The organism is Aquabacterium sp. T101 (assembly GCF_057219775.1).
The window spans coordinates 1172346-1186134 of sequence record NZ_JBXVVZ010000001.1 but is presented as its reverse complement, the minus strand read 5'-3'; the positions used below and the strand labels follow the sequence as shown (position 1 = coordinate 1186134).

Annotated in this window: 16 protein-coding genes, 1 pseudogene and 1 riboswitch; of the genes and pseudogenes, 6 read left to right on the top strand and 11 right to left on the bottom strand. The window is 71.5% G+C overall.

From position 1 onward, the window contains the following. Nucleotides 1-29 precede the first annotated feature (29 nt). Together AC2EAQ_RS05590 and AC2EAQ_RS05585 are read left to right on the top strand one after the other, a co-directional pair. Nucleotides 30-755 (top strand): annotated as a pseudogene (locus tag AC2EAQ_RS05590) (TerC family protein); the annotation flags it as partial. A gap of 54 nt (nucleotides 756-809) precedes the next feature. Continuing rightward, the gene (locus tag AC2EAQ_RS05585) at nucleotides 810-1226 is read left to right on the top strand and encodes a universal stress protein (protein WP_484641170.1); all 417 of its coding nucleotides are present in this window, start codon (nucleotides 810-812) and stop codon (nucleotides 1224-1226) included. Nucleotides 1227-1250: 24 nt separating this feature from the next. On the opposite strand, the gene AC2EAQ_RS05580 is transcribed toward AC2EAQ_RS05585, so the two are convergent. Genes AC2EAQ_RS05580 through AC2EAQ_RS05565 form a run of 4 tightly spaced genes read right to left on the bottom strand, consistent with a single transcriptional unit; the run spans nucleotide 1251 to nucleotide 3927 of the window. After that, on the bottom strand, nucleotides 1251-1613 hold the full coding sequence (locus tag AC2EAQ_RS05580; RefSeq protein ID WP_484640819.1) for a hypothetical protein: 363 nt from the start codon (nucleotides 1611-1613) through the stop codon (nucleotides 1251-1253). A gap of 54 nt (nucleotides 1614-1667) precedes the next feature. After that, nucleotides 1668-2732, bottom strand: coding sequence for a 2-dehydropantoate 2-reductase (locus AC2EAQ_RS05575; RefSeq protein WP_484640817.1), 1065 nt, complete (start codon nucleotides 2730-2732; stop codon nucleotides 1668-1670). A 52-nt stretch (nucleotides 2733-2784) separates the two neighbouring features. Next, the gene (locus AC2EAQ_RS05570) at nucleotides 2785-3558 is read right to left on the bottom strand and encodes a fumarylacetoacetate hydrolase family protein (RefSeq protein WP_484640815.1); all 774 of its coding nucleotides are present in this window, start codon (nucleotides 3556-3558) and stop codon (nucleotides 2785-2787) included. A 39-nt stretch (nucleotides 3559-3597) separates the two neighbouring features. Then, nucleotides 3598-3927, bottom strand: coding sequence for an HAD family hydrolase (locus AC2EAQ_RS05565; RefSeq protein ID WP_484640814.1), 330 nt, complete (start codon nucleotides 3925-3927; stop codon nucleotides 3598-3600). A gap of 121 nt (nucleotides 3928-4048) precedes the next feature. On the opposite strand from AC2EAQ_RS05565, the gene AC2EAQ_RS05560 reads away from it, so the two are divergent. Continuing rightward, entirely contained in the window at nucleotides 4049-5062 is a 1014-nt protein-coding gene (locus AC2EAQ_RS05560; protein WP_484640813.1) for a LysR family transcriptional regulator, read from the top strand. On the opposite strand, the gene AC2EAQ_RS05555 is transcribed toward AC2EAQ_RS05560, so the two are convergent. The 3 genes from AC2EAQ_RS05555 to AC2EAQ_RS05545 all read right to left on the bottom strand — a co-directional run bounded on the left by AC2EAQ_RS05555 (nucleotide 5010) and on the right by AC2EAQ_RS05545 (nucleotide 6233). Continuing rightward, on the bottom strand, nucleotides 5010-5471 hold the full coding sequence (locus AC2EAQ_RS05555; protein WP_484640812.1) for an EVE domain-containing protein: 462 nt from the start codon (nucleotides 5469-5471) through the stop codon (nucleotides 5010-5012). The two genes, AC2EAQ_RS05560 and AC2EAQ_RS05555, sit on opposite strands and share 53 nt — an antisense overlap. A 226-nt stretch (nucleotides 5472-5697) precedes the next feature. Next, nucleotides 5698-6021 carry a cell division protein ZapA gene (locus AC2EAQ_RS05550; RefSeq protein WP_484640811.1) on the bottom strand — a complete coding sequence of 108 codons (324 nt, stop codon included), beginning with the start codon at nucleotides 6019-6021 and terminating at the stop codon, nucleotides 5698-5700. Beyond that, nucleotides 6018-6233, bottom strand: coding sequence for a DUF904 domain-containing protein (locus tag AC2EAQ_RS05545; protein WP_484640810.1), 216 nt, complete (start codon nucleotides 6231-6233; stop codon nucleotides 6018-6020). The genes AC2EAQ_RS05550 and AC2EAQ_RS05545 overlap by 4 nt, the downstream gene beginning before the upstream one ends. A 41-nt stretch (nucleotides 6234-6274) precedes the next feature. Next, nucleotides 6275-6530: riboswitch (cobalamin riboswitch) on the top strand. A 144-nt stretch (nucleotides 6531-6674) separates the two neighbouring features. Here AC2EAQ_RS05545 and AC2EAQ_RS05540 point away from each other — a divergent pair. From AC2EAQ_RS05540 to AC2EAQ_RS05530, 3 genes are read left to right on the top strand one after another with little or no spacing between them, the layout of a single operon-like run. Beyond that, a complete protein-coding gene (locus tag AC2EAQ_RS05540) occupies nucleotides 6675-8501 on the top strand; it encodes a TonB-dependent receptor plug domain-containing protein (RefSeq protein ID WP_484640809.1) in 1827 nt (608 codons plus the stop codon). A 7-nt stretch (nucleotides 8502-8508) separates the two neighbouring features. After that, complete coding sequence (locus AC2EAQ_RS05535; RefSeq protein WP_484640808.1) at nucleotides 8509-9444, top strand: FecCD family ABC transporter permease; 936 nt, start codon at nucleotides 8509-8511, stop codon at nucleotides 9442-9444. After that, the gene (locus AC2EAQ_RS05530; protein ID WP_484640807.1) at nucleotides 9441-10175 is read left to right on the top strand and encodes an ABC transporter ATP-binding protein; all 735 of its coding nucleotides are present in this window, start codon (nucleotides 9441-9443) and stop codon (nucleotides 10173-10175) included. Before AC2EAQ_RS05535 ends, AC2EAQ_RS05530 begins: the two co-directional genes overlap by 4 nt. 30 nt (nucleotides 10176-10205) lie before the next feature. Here the strand turns inward: AC2EAQ_RS05530 and AC2EAQ_RS05525 are convergent, their stop codons facing one another. From AC2EAQ_RS05525 to AC2EAQ_RS05510, 4 genes are read right to left on the bottom strand one after another with little or no spacing between them, the layout of a single operon-like run. Next, the gene (locus AC2EAQ_RS05525; protein WP_484640806.1) at nucleotides 10206-11099 is read right to left on the bottom strand and encodes a cobalamin-binding protein; all 894 of its coding nucleotides are present in this window, start codon (nucleotides 11097-11099) and stop codon (nucleotides 10206-10208) included. Further along, nucleotides 11069-11701, bottom strand: a complete 633-nt coding sequence (gene nth / locus AC2EAQ_RS05520) for an endonuclease III (protein WP_484640805.1) — start codon at nucleotides 11699-11701, stop codon at nucleotides 11069-11071. Before nth ends, AC2EAQ_RS05525 begins: the two co-directional genes overlap by 31 nt. After that, nucleotides 11698-12393, bottom strand: coding sequence for an electron transport complex subunit RsxB (gene rsxB / locus AC2EAQ_RS05515; protein ID WP_484640803.1), 696 nt, complete (start codon nucleotides 12391-12393; stop codon nucleotides 11698-11700). Before rsxB ends, nth begins: the two co-directional genes overlap by 4 nt. A 7-nt stretch (nucleotides 12394-12400) precedes the next feature. After that, nucleotides 12401-13747 carry a polyhydroxyalkanoate depolymerase gene (locus tag AC2EAQ_RS05510; RefSeq protein WP_484640801.1) on the bottom strand — a complete coding sequence of 449 codons (1347 nt, stop codon included), beginning with the start codon at nucleotides 13745-13747 and terminating at the stop codon, nucleotides 12401-12403. Nucleotides 13748-13789: the final 42 nt, after the last annotated feature.

Below are 13789 nucleotides of genomic sequence, written 5' to 3'. Positions count from 1 at the left end.
AACAGCGCACAAGCGCAAGAGCAATCAAGATGGAATTCCTATCCACGCCTGAATTCTGGGTCGCGGTCGGCCAGATCATCCTGATCGACATTCTTCTGGGGGGAGACAACGCCGTGGTGATCGCCCTGGCCTGTCGCAAGCTGCCGCCCAAGCAGCGCACGCAGGGCATCCTCTGGGGCACTGCCGGCGCGATCGGTCTGCGGATCATCCTGATCTTCTTCGCGCTGACGCTGCTGGCGATCCCGTTCCTCAAGATCGTGGGCGCGATCCTGCTGGTCTGGATCGGCGTCAAGCTGCTGGTGCCCGAGCACGACGAAGGTCACTCGAACATCGAGGGCAGCGACAAGCTCTGGGGCGCCGTCAAGACGGTGATCATTGCCGACTTCGTGATGAGCGTGGACAACGTGATCGCGATCGCCGGCGCGGCGGAAGCCTCCGGCACAGGCCACAGCATGGCCCTCGTGATCTTCGGCGTGCTGGTCAGCATTCCCATCATCGTGTGGGGCAGCCAGCTGGTCATCAAGCTGATGGAGCGCTTCCCGATCATCATCACGCTCGGCGGCATGCTGCTGGGCTGGATTGCCGGAACGATGACCGTCACGGATCCCGCGCTGATCAACCCGAGCGTGATGCCGTACATGCCGAAGATCGAGGAGTCCGCCGTCATCCGGTACGGCGCCGGTGTCGTGGGTGCCCTGCTGGTGCTGGCCATCGGCAAGTTCATCACGTCGCGCCGCACGGCGGCCGAACCGGCCGCGCCCGCGGCGCCTGCGGAAGCGTCGGGTGCGCCCGGCACGCTGCGCCGCCTGTTGCTGGCGGTGGACGGCTCGGACACCTCGGCGCGCGCCGTGCGCCAGGCGCTGGCTCTGCGCGCCAGCCTGGCGGACCCGGCCGCGACCGAAGTGGCGCTGGTGCATGTGCAGCGTCCGGTGTCCGGCGACGTGTCGTCCTTCCTCGCCAGCAAGACCCTGGACGAGTACTACAAGGAGCAGTGCGACCAGGCGCTGGCACCTGCGCGGGCGATCCTGCAGCAGGCGGGTGTCCCGTTCAAGGAAGGCGCGCGGGTCGGGACGCCGGGCGACTTGATCGCCCAGGAAGCCACCGACCAGGGCAGCGACCTGATCATCATGGGCACCCACGGGGTGGGCATGGGCGCTTCGCTGCTCGGGTCCGTGGCGCAGGCCACGGTCGGGCAGGCGAAGGTGCCCGTGATGCTGGTCAGGTGATCGGCGGGGTGCGCCGCCGGCCGCTCAGGCCGCGCGGCGCACTTCCATCACGCCGGTGGAGGTGACCTCGTCGTAGACCTGCGGGTCCCGTGCTGCCAGGTGCAGCACGATCTTGCCCGCCTGGTGACGCACGATCCGGTTGGCGACGATGCCCAGGGCCACCAGCACGCCGCCCGCGACCACCTGACCGGCCAGCGCCAGGGCGGCGCCGACCGCGATGACCGTCACCGACAGCACGATCACCCGCGTGCGCCGCACCACGTAGGGGCGGGCGAGCGTCGGGTTCACGACCATGCGGAAGTGGCCGTGCGGCAGCCCGGCGACGAACTCGTCGTGGGGGATGTAGGGGACGAACTCGTCCCCTTCGGAGCCTGGTGTTGCGACCACGGCGCGCAGTCTAAGCGAGGTGGCCTGGCAGGCCACCTCGCGCCGGAAACCGCCTCAGGCGGCGGCCTGCTGGGGCGCGCGGGACAAGTTCAGCGGGCCGGACGCCGTCGTCATCACGGGCTCCACCTGAAGGCGCCCCTTGTGCTCTTCCATCGTGCGCGCCAGCAGCAGCATCAGCGCATGCACGGTGTCGATGTGCGGTGTGGGCGTGCCGGTCAGTCGGCCCAGTTCCACCACCGAGCCGACCAGCGCGTCGATCTCGGGCGCGCGCCCGGCTTCCACGTCCTGCAGCATCGAGGTCTTGTGCTTGCCGACCTTCTCGGCGCCGGCGATGCGCTTTTCCAGCGGCACGCGGAACTGGATGCCGAGCTTGCCGGCCACGGCCTGGGCCTCGGTCATCATCTGCGTGGCCAGCTCGCGCGTGGCCGGGAACTGGCAGATGTCCACCAGCGTGGCGTGCGACAGCGCACTGATGGGGTTGAAGGTGAGGTTGCCCCACAGCTTGAGCCAGATCTCGGCGCGGATGTCCTCGAGCACCGGCGCCTTGAAGCCGGCGCGGGCGAAGCACGCCGAGACGCGCTGCGCGCGCTCGCTCTGGCTGCCGTCGAGTTCGCCGAGCGGAAAGCGGTCGCCTTCCACGTGCTTGACCACGCCGGGCGCGGTGAGCTCCGACGCCGGGTACACCACGCAGCCCAGCACCTGGGCCACCGGGATGGTCGCCAGCAGCGCGCCGTTGGGGTCCACGCTGCGCACCGGCGTGCCCGCGAGCGCACCGCCATGGTCATGGAAGTACCAGAACGGGATGCCGTTCTGCATCGGCACGATCACCGTGTCCGGGCCGATCAGGTGGTGCAGGTCCGGCAGCACCGCCTCGACCTGGTGCGCCTTCATGGCCAGGATGACGAGGTCCTGCACGCCGGCCGACGCGTAGTCGTTGGTGGCCTTCACGTTGCGGGCCACCAGCTCGAGCCCGTCGGCCTGCACCAGGCGGATGCCGCTCTGGCGGATCGCCTGCAGGTTGGCGCCACGCACCATGAAGGTGACGTCCTCGCCTGCCAGGGCGAACCTGGCGCCGACGTAGCCGCCTATGGCGCCCGCTCCGATGATCGCGATCTTCATGGGGATGGTCCTCTCGATGGTTGAAAAGCAATTCCGATGCCGTGCGGGCGCGTCACTCGACCGGGTTGGTCAGCGCGCCGATGCCGTCGATCTCGACACTGACCCAGCTGCCGGGCTTCATCGAGCCCACGCCCACCGAGGTGCCGCACAGGATCAGGTCCCCGGGCAGCAGCGTCATGTCGTGCGAGATCCGGCTGACGAGTTCGGCCACCGAGAAGCGCATGTCGCTGATCGGGTAGTCCTGGCGCACCTGGCCGTCGAGCACGGTGCGCACGGTGAGGGAAGCCGGGTCCAGCCCCGTGACGACGGCGGGCCCGAAAGGACAGAAGGTATCGAATCCCTTGGCCCGCACCCACTGCGCGAATGAGGGGTCGCGGTTCAGGATGTCGGCCATCGTGACGTCGTTGGCGCAGGTGAAGCCGAACACATGGTCCGTGGCTGCGTCGACGTCCACCCGCGAGGCGCGCCGGCCGATCACGATGGCCAGCTCGCCCTCGAAGACCATCTTGCCGTCGCCGGGCGGGCGGCGGATCGGCTGGCCGGGGTCCAGATAGGAGTTCGGGCTCTTGATCAGGTAGAGCGGTTCCTCGGGCCGGGACAGCCCCAGCTTGGCCGCCAGCTGACCGAAGTTGTTCCACAGCGCGATGACCTTGGTCGGGCGCGTGGGCGTCAGCAGGCGCACGGCGGACACCGGCAGTTGCTGGCCGGTCGGCCGAGGCGAGCCGAACAGGTCGCCATCGTGAACGTGGATGCGGTCACCGTCGAGCCGGCCGAAGCCTTCCAGGCCCCCCAGGTCATACCGCACCCAGGCGATGGCGTTCGTCATCCCGACCTCCCGGTTGTGCCCGCCGCAGCGGGCGCTGTTTCAGATGCCCACCTGGCCCCAGCGTGCATCGGCCCAGTTGAAGCGCGGCACGGTGCCGGGCGCGCACTGCGACAGCGAGCGCTGCACGCGCTGCTTGGCCTGCAGGATCGCGTCGGCCAGCGCGTCGGCGTCGTAGGCGCGCAGCAGGTGCGGGTGCATGTTCTCCATGTACTGGCGCAAGCGCGACCGTTCGCAGGGCAGCAGGGCCAGGCGCTCGTAGGTGCCGTCGTCCCAGTGCCAGGGCAGGCCGATCTCGTAGAACGCTGCGTTGTAGGCGCTGAGTTCGATCTCGGCGTCGGTCGGGCAGTCGATCTTGCGGGGGGAGAGCATTCGGGGTCCTCGGCGTCGGGTTCGGGTTGCAGGATGGGTTCATGCTAGGTGCTGCGTTGGATAAATAACAATCAAAGTAAATGATCGAATACATTACTCATAGGTGATGTAACGAGGCAGCATGAAGCACGCGACCCTGCGTCAGCTCAAGGTGTTCGAGGCCGTGGCCCGGCTGTCCAGCTACTCGCGCGCCGCCGACGAGCTGCACCTGACGCAGCCCGCGGTGTCGACCCAGATCCGCAAGCTCGAGGGCCATGCCGGCCTGCCGCTGTTCGAGCAGCTGGGCAAACGCATCTACCTCACGGCCGCGGGCACCGAGCTGCTCCACCACAGCCACCTGATCATTCGCCAGTTCGAGGAGGCCGAGGCCGCGATGACCCACTTCAAGGGCGTGGCGGGCGGGCGCCTGAACGTGGCGGTGATCAGCGCGGGCGACTACTTCCTGCCCAGCCTGCTGGTCGAGTTCGCGCGGCGCCACGAGGGCGTGGAGCTCAACCTGTCGGTGCACAACCGGGTCGACCTGCTCAACCAGATCGTCGATAACCTCACCGACCTGGCGGTGATGGTGCGCCCCCCCGAGGATGACCTCACCCTGGCCGAGCCGTTCGCGCCGCACCCGTACCTGGTGGTGGCGCCACGCTCCCACCCGCTGCACGGGGAGTCAGCGATCCCGCTGTCGCGTCTGGTGCGAGAGCGCTTCATCGTGCGCGAGCCCGGCTCGGACACCCGCCATGCGATGGGCGACGCCTTCGGCCGCCACTATGCGCACCTGAACGTGGCCCTCGAGGTGAAGAGCACCGAGACCATCAAGCAGGCGGTGATCGCCGGCATGGGCGTGGCCTTCATCTCCGGCCACACGGTCAGCCGCGAGCTGCGCGACGGCAGCCTGGTGGCGCTGGACGTGCAGGGCTTCCCGGTGCGCCTGAACTGGTACCTCGTTCAGCGGCGCAGCAAGCGGCTGCCGCCGGTGGCGCAGGCGTTCCGCGAGTTCCTGCTGGCCGAGGGATCGGCGCTGGTCGACCGCTTCGTGCCGGTGAACGCGCCGACGCCCGCGCCCAAAGGCCGGCGCGGCAAGACGACCGTCAGGCCTTCGACTCGAGCCGCTTCGACACCGCGCGCCACTCGGCCGCGCTGACCGGCGTGATCGACAGCCGGTTGCCGCGCTGGAGCAGGCGCATGCCCTGCAGCGCCTGCATGGTGCGCATCTCGGCCAGCGAGAGCAGCGCCGTCCGGCGCACCAGCTTCACGTCCACGTGCACCCAGCGCGGGTTGTCGCGCGTGGACTTGGGGTCGAAGTACTTGCTGGACGCATCGAACTGCGTCTCGTCGGGGTAGGCCGCGCAGGCCACCTCGGCCAGGCCGGCCACGCCCGGCTCGGGGCATGACGAGTGATAGAACAGCACGCCGTCGCCGACGCGCATGTCGTCGCGCATGAAGTTGCGCGCCTGGTAGTTGCGCACGCCGGTCCAGGGCACGCGGCCCGCGCGGACCAGGTCGTCGATCGAGCACTCGGAGGGCTCGGACTTCATCAGCCAGTAGGCCATGGTCGGGGGCGCGTCGAAGAGGGAGAGATAAGGTGTCCGCCGCATCCCACGGGCCGCATTCCTGAACCCAGGTGAAGTTCAGGTGGGCGAGGTCAGCAAGGCTTCGGGTTCATCTGACGCGAGACGATCACACCAGCCGAGCGATGTTCCAAGCCCTTGCTCAGAGAGCATCGGTTCAAGGAAATATAAAACCCGCGCGAACGCGGCGGACGAAACGATTCTACGGCTAGAGCAGCTGGCCGTCGGTGCCCATCGCGGCGTCGATGCGCGCGATCAGCGTGTCGATCTGCACGCCCGCAGGGCCGGCGTCGCCGGCCGGCGACGGCGCCGCGCGCGGCGCGCTCGCCACGGGGCGCTCGGCCAGCTGATAGGCGAGATTCAGCGCGGCCAGCACGGCGATCTTCTCGCGCGCCTTGACCTTGCCCGCGTCGCGGATGCCGCTCATCTCGTTGTCCACCTGCGCCACCGCGGCCAGCAGCGAGGCCTCGCCGCCGTCCGGGCAGCCCAGGATGTAGCTCTGGCCGAGGATGGTGACTTCCATCTGCTTCATGGGGTGGGTCCTTCGTCGGCACTGTCGGCGGGCAGGCGCTCGAGCAGCGCGTCGATGCGCGATCGCGCTGCCGACAGCCGCGACTTGAGGCTGTCGCGCTCGCCGCTGAGTTGGGCCACCTGCGCAAGCAGCAGCTTGTTGGTTCGCTCCAGTTCCTCGTGGCGGACGAGGAGCCGGTCGATGCGCTGGGCAAGGTCGTGCAGCGTGGCCATGGAGGGTGCGCGAGAGGGGGCTGGCGGATTATGCGGTGCCTGCTAGCATCCGCAACGTTGGTGCCCGTGTCGTCGTTCTCGATCGGCATGGGGTAAACGGGAATCGGGAAGCCAAGCCGCGCCGCGGCGAAGCCAACCCGAGCTGCCCCCGCAACGGTAAGCGCACGGCCGTGCCGCCCTGTCCGGGCGATGCGACCCGCCTGTGTCCACCGGCCACTGGAGCCTGCAGTCTGCTCTGGGAAGGCCACACGGGTTGTCTGCGCCAGCCCGGATACCGGCCAACACGGCGGCAGCCATCGCGCAAGCGCGGCTGCCATGACGTGCGGGCCTGCGGGGAAGCAGGCGCGCGCAACGACCGGACCGTTCCTCATCATGTTTGCTCCCTCTTCCGGGCCTCGTGCCCTGGCCGCGCTGGCGAGCCTGGCTGCCGCATGCGCATCCGTGCAGGCCCAGACCCCAACCCCAACCCCAACCCCAACCCCAACCCCAACCCCAACCCCAATCCAGGCCGATACGCCGGCCGACCGCGTCACCATCACCGCGGCGCGCGTCGAACAGACGCTGGCCGATGCCCTGCCGTCCACCCGCGTCATCACGCGCCAGGAGATCGAGTCGGCGCAGGCCGCCGACCTGCCGGCGCTGCTGCGCATGCTGACTTCCATCGACGTCGGCCAGACCGGGCCGATGGGCTCGCAGGCGTCTCTGTTCCTGCGCGGCGCCGACAGTCGCCAGACCCTGGTGCTGGTCGACGGCGTGCCGCTGCAGCGCGCCGACTTCGGCACCGCGTCGTGGCAGCACCTGCTGCCCGAGCAGATCGAGCGCATCGAGATCGTCCGCGGCAACCTGTCCGCGGTGCATGGCGCCCAGGCGGTCGGCGGCGTGGTGCACATCGTGACCCGCAGTGCCGCCGCGCCGCAGGTCGATGTGGCGTTCGGCAGCCGCGGCACGCAGCAGGCGTCGTTCGCCGGCGGCGCTCGGCTGGGCGACACGGCGACGCCCACGCGCCTGTCGGCGTCGCTGGCGTGGCGCCGCACCGACGGCTTCTCGGCGCGCGACCCGGTGGCCGACCCGTCGGCCAACCCGGACCGCGACGGCGCGCGCCAGTCCGGCGGCAGCGCCCGTGTCGACCAGACCTGGGCGGCCGGGCATCGCACCGAACTCGGCCTGCTGTCCACGCGCACCCGCAGCGCCTACGACGGCTTCGCGCCCGGACTGGACGACGTGCTCACCACCCGCGTGCAGGCGGCGGGCCTGAAGAGCCGGCACGCGCTGGCGCCGGCCTGGCAGCTGGTGGCCGAACTGGGGCAGACGACCGAACGCTTCGACGACCCGACCGGCTTTGTCGTGTCCGGCAGCAACCGGGTCCGCGTCGGCGGCCTGCAGCTCGGCTGGGCCGCGGCCGAGGGGCAGACCGTGCAATTCGGGGCCGAGACGCGCCGCGAACGCTTCGCCGGCAGCGGCTCGCCGGCGCAGCAGCGCAGCACCGACAGCCTGCGCCTGGCGTGGCTGGGCCGGTTCGCCAGCCAGTGGCAGACCCAGCTGGCCGTGCGCAGCGACGACAGCAGCGACTTCGGGCGGGCCACGACCGGCCTGCTGGCGCTGGCGTGGCAGTGGCAGCCGTCGCTGAAGCTGAGCGCGCAGTGGGCCACGGGGTTCTCCGCGCCGTCGTTCCTCGACCAGCAGTTCGCCGCGCCCGGGGTGCAGCTGCGTCCCGAGCGGTCGCGTCACGGCGAAGTGGCGCTGCAGTGGGCCGAGCGCGGCCGGCTGCTGCGCGCTGCGGCCTTCGTGCAGCGCCAGCGCGACCGCGTGGCGTTCGACCCGGTCACCTTCGAGGCCGGCAACATCGCGCGGGCCAGCAACCGCGGCCTCGAGCTGATGCTGCAGACGCCGGTGCCGTTCGACATCGACGGCGTGCTCACCTCGGACGTCACTGTGCAGGACCCGCGCGACCGCGACACCGGGCTGAGACTGAAGCGTCGCGCGCGTGCGTCGGCGGCGCTGAACTACGCGACGCGCGTGGCCGGCTGGCAGGTGGGTGCGGCGGTGCGCCACACCGGCAAGCGGCTGGACACGGACCCGGCCACCTTCGGCGACGCCGACAACCCCGCCCGCACGACGGTCGACCTGAGCCTGTCGCGCGAACTGGTCCCAGGCTGGCGCCTCGGTGTGAAGCTCGACAACGCCACCGGCACCGACACGCCCGAGGTGCTGGGCTACACCGCGCCGCCGCGCAGCGTGATGGTGTCGCTGCAGGCGCGTTGGCGCTGAGGCAAGCATGCCGCTGGCTGGCGCCCGCCTGTTCGCCCTCGTCGCGGCCCTGGTGGCCGCGACCGTGGCGATCGTCGCGGCCGCCCTGGCCATCGGCAGCGCCGGTCTCGACGCCGAGATGATCCGCACGCTGCGCGGGCCGCGCGTGGCCGCGGCCGCGGGCGTGGGCGCGCTGCTGGCGCTGTCGGGCCTGGCGATGCAGTCGCTGCTGCGCAATCCGCTGGCCGACCCCTACGTGCTGGGCACGTCCGGCGGTGCGGCGGTCGGCGCACTGCTGGCGCTGATGGCGGGCGTGGCGATGTCGCTCGGTGCGGCCGGCGGTGCGCTGGTCGCCGGGGCGGTGCTGCTGCTGCTGGCACGCCGCGCGCTGTCCACCGCCGACGATGCCTCGCCGCGCCTGATCCTGGCCGGCGCGATGCTGGCCGCCCTGTTCGGCGCAGCCGCCTCGCTGCTGCTGGCGATGACCCCCGACCAGCGCCTGCGGGGCGCGATCTTCTGGCTGGTGGGCGACCTGTCGGGCGCCGACGACGGCGGCTTCACTCTGGCCGCGGCGGCGTTGTTCATGGCCTGGCTGCTGTGGCGCGAGCGCTCGATCGACCGGTTGCTGCTGGGCAGCGTGGCCGCGCACCTGCTCGGCGAGCCGGTGCGCCGGCTGCGTGTCGAGCTGCTGGTGGGCGCCTCGCTCGCGGCCGCGCTGGCCGTGGCCAGTGCCGGCGCGATCGGCTTCGTCGGGCTGGTCGTGCCGCACGCGCTGCGGCTGGCCGGCGTGCAGCGCACGCGCGACCTGGCCTGGCTGGCCCCGCTCGGCGGCGCGGCCCTGGTCGTCGGCGCCGACCTGATCGCGCGCAGCGTGGTGGCGCCGCTGGAGCTGCCCACCGGTGCGGTGATGGCCCTGCTGGGCGCGCCGGTGTTCGTCTACTTCCTGACGCGGGACGCGAAGTGAGCGCCGCCGCCCTGCTCGAGACCCGCGGCCTGTCGATCGCGGCGGGCGGACGCACGCTGCTGCGGGCGCTGGACTGGCGCGTCGAGGCCGGGCAGCGCTGGTGCATCGTCGGCCGCAATGCCGCAGGGAAGAGCACCCTGTTGCGGGCCCTGGCCGGGCTGGCCGAGCCGGGCATCGACGTGAGCGGCGACGTGCTGTGGCAAGACCGCAGCGCAAGGCGCTGGTCCGCCGCCGACGCCGCGGCATGGCGGGCCTTCATGCCGCAGCAGGCGGTGGACCGCTTCCCGATGCCGGTGTCGCGCCTGCTCGAGCTGGGCGTGGTGCTGCCGCGGGCCGATCCGTCGCAGGTGCTGCGCGCGCTCGACCTGCAGGCGCTGGCCAGCCGCAGCGTGCTGGCGCTGTCCGGCGGCGAGCGCCAGCGCGTGGCGCTGGCGCAGTGCGCGGTGCAGGGCGCGCCGCTGCTGCTGCTCGACGAACCCGTGGCGTTCCAGGACCCGGCGCACCAGGGCCTCGTGGCACGCTGGCTGGCCGGCCTGCCGGCCCCGGCGGGCCTGGTCGTCACCGCCCACGACGTGAACTGGATCGCCCGCACCGCGACCCATGTGCTGGCCCTGCTGCCGGGCGGCGGCAGCGAGCGCGGCGAGGTGGCGTCGATGCTGCGCGCCGACCTGCTGGAAGCGGTCTACGGCTGCCGCTGGCGCGACCTGGGCGGGCTCTGGGTGGCCGACTAGCCGTCGCCGGGTCGCGGGCAGGCCGTGCGCTCAGCGCGCCCGGTCGATCGCCTCGCACAGCGCCTGGGCGCCGTCCACGAAGCGCGGCCCCATGCGGCCGATCAGGTCGCCGTCGATCAGCGCGAACCGGCCTCGGCGCACGGCGTCCACCGCGGCGAAGCGCTTCCAGCCGGCAAAGTCGCGCGGGGCGTCCTGTGCGCGGCCGGAACTCGCCACCAGCTGCGGGTCAGCCGCCGCGGCCGCCTCCCAGCCGACGGTGGGCGTCAGCAGCGGCAGCCCGGCGAACACGTTGACGCCGCCGCAGGCGTCGATGGCCTGGCTGATCAGGTGCTGGCGGTTGATGGTCATCAGCGGTTCGTGCCAGAGCTGCCAGAACACGCGCACGGGACGGCGGCCGGCATGCGTGCGCTGCAGTTCGCGCCAGCGCGACTCGAAGGCCGCCGCGGCCGCGTCGCCCTGGGCGTCGCGGCCCAGCAGCGTGCCGACCCGCCGCAGGGTGTCGGCAATGCCCTGGGCCTGGCGGATCTCGCTTTCGTAGACGGTGAGACCGAGCGAGCGCAGCCGCGCCTTGTGGCGCTGGTTCAGGCCGCTGTCCCACACCAGCACCAGGTCGGGCTTGAGCTTGACGATGGCTTCGAAGTCGAGCGCGAAGGCATCGCCGACCACGGGCAGGTCGCGTGCTGCCGGCGGCTGGTCGCTGAAGCGGATCACGCCCCCAAGGGTGTCGCCGCCGCCGACGGCGAACACGATCTCCGTCAGGTGCGGCCCGAGGCTGACCACGCGGCGTGCCGGTGCGCCGAGCGTGACCGTGTGGCCGTTGTCGTCCACGACCGTCGGCCCCGCAACGGCCACGCCGGCCACGATGCACAGGCACAGCGCCAGCAGCCGGCGCATCACGGCGTCTTGGGTTCGAAGTCGCAGCACGCGGCCACCTGGCACTGCGCGCACAGCGGCTTGCGGGCCTGGCAGACGTAGCGGCCGTGCAGGATCAGCCAGTGGTGCGCGTCGACGCGGTACGCCGCAGGCACGCGGCGCAGCAGCGCGTGCTCCACGTCCAGCGGGGTGCGGCCCGGTGCCAGGCCGGTTCGGTTGCCGACGCGGAAGATGTGCGTGTCCACCGCGATCGTCGGCTCGCCGAAGGCCACGTTGAGCACCACGTTGGCCGTCTTGCGCCCGACGCCGGGCAGCGCCTCCAGCGCGGCGCGGTCGCGCGGCACCTGCCCGCCATGGAGCTCGATCAGCAGGCGGCAGGTCTCGTGCAGGTTGCGCGCCTTGGTGCGGAACAGGCCGATGGTGCGGATGTGCTGCTCGATGCCTTCCACGCCCAGCGCCAGCATCGCCTGCGGCGACGGCGCGCGCGCGAACAGCGCCGCGGTGGCCTTGTTGACGCTGACGTCGGTGGCCTGCGCCGACAGCAGCACGGCTGCCAGCAGCTCGAAGACGCTGGTGTAGACCAGCTCCGACGCCGGCTGCGGGTTGGCCGCGCGCAGCGTGGCGAAGAAGGCTTCGACCTGGGCGTCGTTCATGGCGTCTTCGCGGCGCGGGCGCGTGCCCGCTGCACGGCGGCTTCGATGATGGCGCGCTTGAGCTCCAGCGCCTTGGGGTCGGTGAGCCGGCTGGCCGCGGCCAGGTCGGCCAGCTTGGACTCGGCCTTGGCCAGGAGGCGGGCGTCGTGGTCCCGTTGTGCCTGCACGCGCCGCGCGCCGCGCGCGGCATAGCGGTCGCGGGCCTGCTGCGCCTGTGCGGCGCTCCAGGCCTGCCAGCCGGTGGGCGGCGGGCTGCCCGGCTGGGCGTCCTCGACGTGGATGCAGTCCACCGGGCAGGCCGGCAGGCACAGCTCGCAGCCGGTGCACAGCGGCTCGATCACGGTGTGCATCTGCCGGGGCGCCCCGACGATGCAGTCCACCGGGCAGGCCTTGACGCACAGCGTGCAGCCGATGCACCAGTCCTCGTCGATGAACATCACCTTGCGCGGGCCCTCGCTGCCGCACGACGGGTCGAGCGGCAGCGGCTCGCGGCCGGTCAGGCGCGCCAGCCGCGCCACGCCTTCGGCACCACCCGGCGGGCAGCGGTTGATGTCGGCCTGGCCGGTGGCGATGGCCTGCGCGTAGGCCGCGCAGTCGACGTAGCCGCAGCGCGTGCACTGCGTCTGCGGCAGTGCCGCGTCGATCAGGGCGGCGTCGACGGTGGGGCGGGGCGACGGGGCGGCAGCGGACACGCGCCGATTATCGGCGCCGGGCTCCCGCGGCCTTGGTCGGGCGTGCGGCCGGGCGCTTCGCCTTGGCCGCCGCCTTCACGGGCGCGGCCTTCGCCGCGGCGCGGGGCAGGGGGCCGGTGCCGTGGTCGGCGATGAACTCGCGCAGCCGCGGGTACACCTGCTCGCGCCAGCGCCGGCCGGAGAAGATGCCGTAGTGGCCGGCGCCGACCGCGTCGTAGTGGAACTGGCGCGACTTCGGGATGCCGGTGCACAGCCCGTGCGCGGCGCGCGTCTGGCCCGCGCCCGAGATGTCGTCCAGCTCGCCCTCGATCGTCAGCAGCGCGCTGCCGCGGATGTCCTGCGGGCGAACCAGCTCGCCGTCCACGCGCCAGGTGCCGTTCACGAGCGCGAAGTCCTGGAACACGGTCTTGATCGTGTCGAGGTAGTACTCGGCCGGCATGTCCAGCACCGCGTTGTACTCGTCGTAGAACTGGCGGTGGCCCTCGGCGCTGTCCTCGTCGCCGCGGATCAGGTCGAGGAAGTAGTCGTAGTGCGAGCTGAGGTGCCGGTCCGGGTTCATCGCGACGAAGCCGGTGTGCTGAAGGAAGCCCGGGTAGACGCGGCGCCCGGCGCCCGGATAGTTCGGCGGCACGCGGTAGATCACGTTGGCCTCGAACCACTCGTGGCTCTTGTTCATCGCGAGGTTGTTCACCGCGGTGGGCGACTTGCGGGCGTCGATCGGCCCGCCCATCATCGTCAGCGTGCGCGGCGTGAACTCGCCGCGGCTGGCCATCAGCGACACCGCCGCCAGGACCGGCACGGTGGGCTGGCACACCGAGATCACATTGACCTCGGGCCCGACGTGACGGATGAACTCCTCCACGTAGTGGACGTAGTCGTCCAGGTGGAAGGGCCCCTGGTCGGCAGGCACCATGCGGGCGTCGGTCCAGTCGGTGACGAACACCTTGTGGTGCGACAGCAGGCTGCGCACGGTGTCACGCAGCAGGGTGGAGTGGTGGCCCGACAGCGGCGCCACCAGCAGCACCGGCGGCTGCGACTTCATGACGCCCAGCGCCGCCGGGTCGTCGGTGAAGCGCTTGAAGCGCAGCAGGCGGCAGAACGGCTTGTTCACCGCCACCTGTTCCTGCACCGCCACCTGCACGCCGCCCACGTCCACCGCGGTGATGCCGAAGGGCGGCTTCTCGTACTCCTTGGCGAGGCGGTGCAGCAGGTCGAAGCCGGCGGACACCCGTTGCGACATCGGGGCATGCGCGAACGGGGACAGCGGGTGGTTGTACAGCTTCGACGAGGCGCTGGCGAACTCGGCGAAGGGGGCGAGCATCGCGCGCTGGGTTTCGTAAAGCTGGTACAGCATGTGACTTGACCCTTTTTGGTGCAATGCAGCAATCGTGCCCGC

Coding starts and splice junctions, on each gene's coding strand:
- AC2EAQ_RS05575 (WP_484640817.1), bottom strand. CDS start 2,732: ATGAAGATCGCGATCATCGGAGCGGGCGCCATAGGCGGCTACGTCGGC.
- AC2EAQ_RS05570 (WP_484640815.1), bottom strand. CDS start 3,558: ATGACGAACGCCATCGCCTGGGTGCGGTATGACCTGGGGGGCCTGGAA.
- AC2EAQ_RS05565 (WP_484640814.1), bottom strand. CDS start 3,927: ATGCTCTCCCCCCGCAAGATCGACTGCCCGACCGACGCCGAGATCGAA.
- AC2EAQ_RS05560 (WP_484640813.1), top strand. CDS start 4,049: ATGAAGCACGCGACCCTGCGTCAGCTCAAGGTGTTCGAGGCCGTGGCC.
- AC2EAQ_RS05555 (WP_484640812.1), bottom strand. CDS start 5,471: ATGGCCTACTGGCTGATGAAGTCCGAGCCCTCCGAGTGCTCGATCGAC.
- AC2EAQ_RS05550 (WP_484640811.1), bottom strand. CDS start 6,021: ATGAAGCAGATGGAAGTCACCATCCTCGGCCAGAGCTACATCCTGGGC.
- AC2EAQ_RS05545 (WP_484640810.1), bottom strand. CDS start 6,233: ATGGCCACGCTGCACGACCTTGCCCAGCGCATCGACCGGCTCCTCGTC.
- AC2EAQ_RS05535 (WP_484640808.1), top strand. CDS start 8,509: ATGCCGCTGGCTGGCGCCCGCCTGTTCGCCCTCGTCGCGGCCCTGGTG.
- nth (WP_484640805.1), bottom strand. CDS start 11,701: ATGAACGACGCCCAGGTCGAAGCCTTCTTCGCCACGCTGCGCGCGGCC.
- AC2EAQ_RS05510 (WP_484640801.1), bottom strand. CDS start 13,747: ATGCTGTACCAGCTTTACGAAACCCAGCGCGCGATGCTCGCCCCCTTC.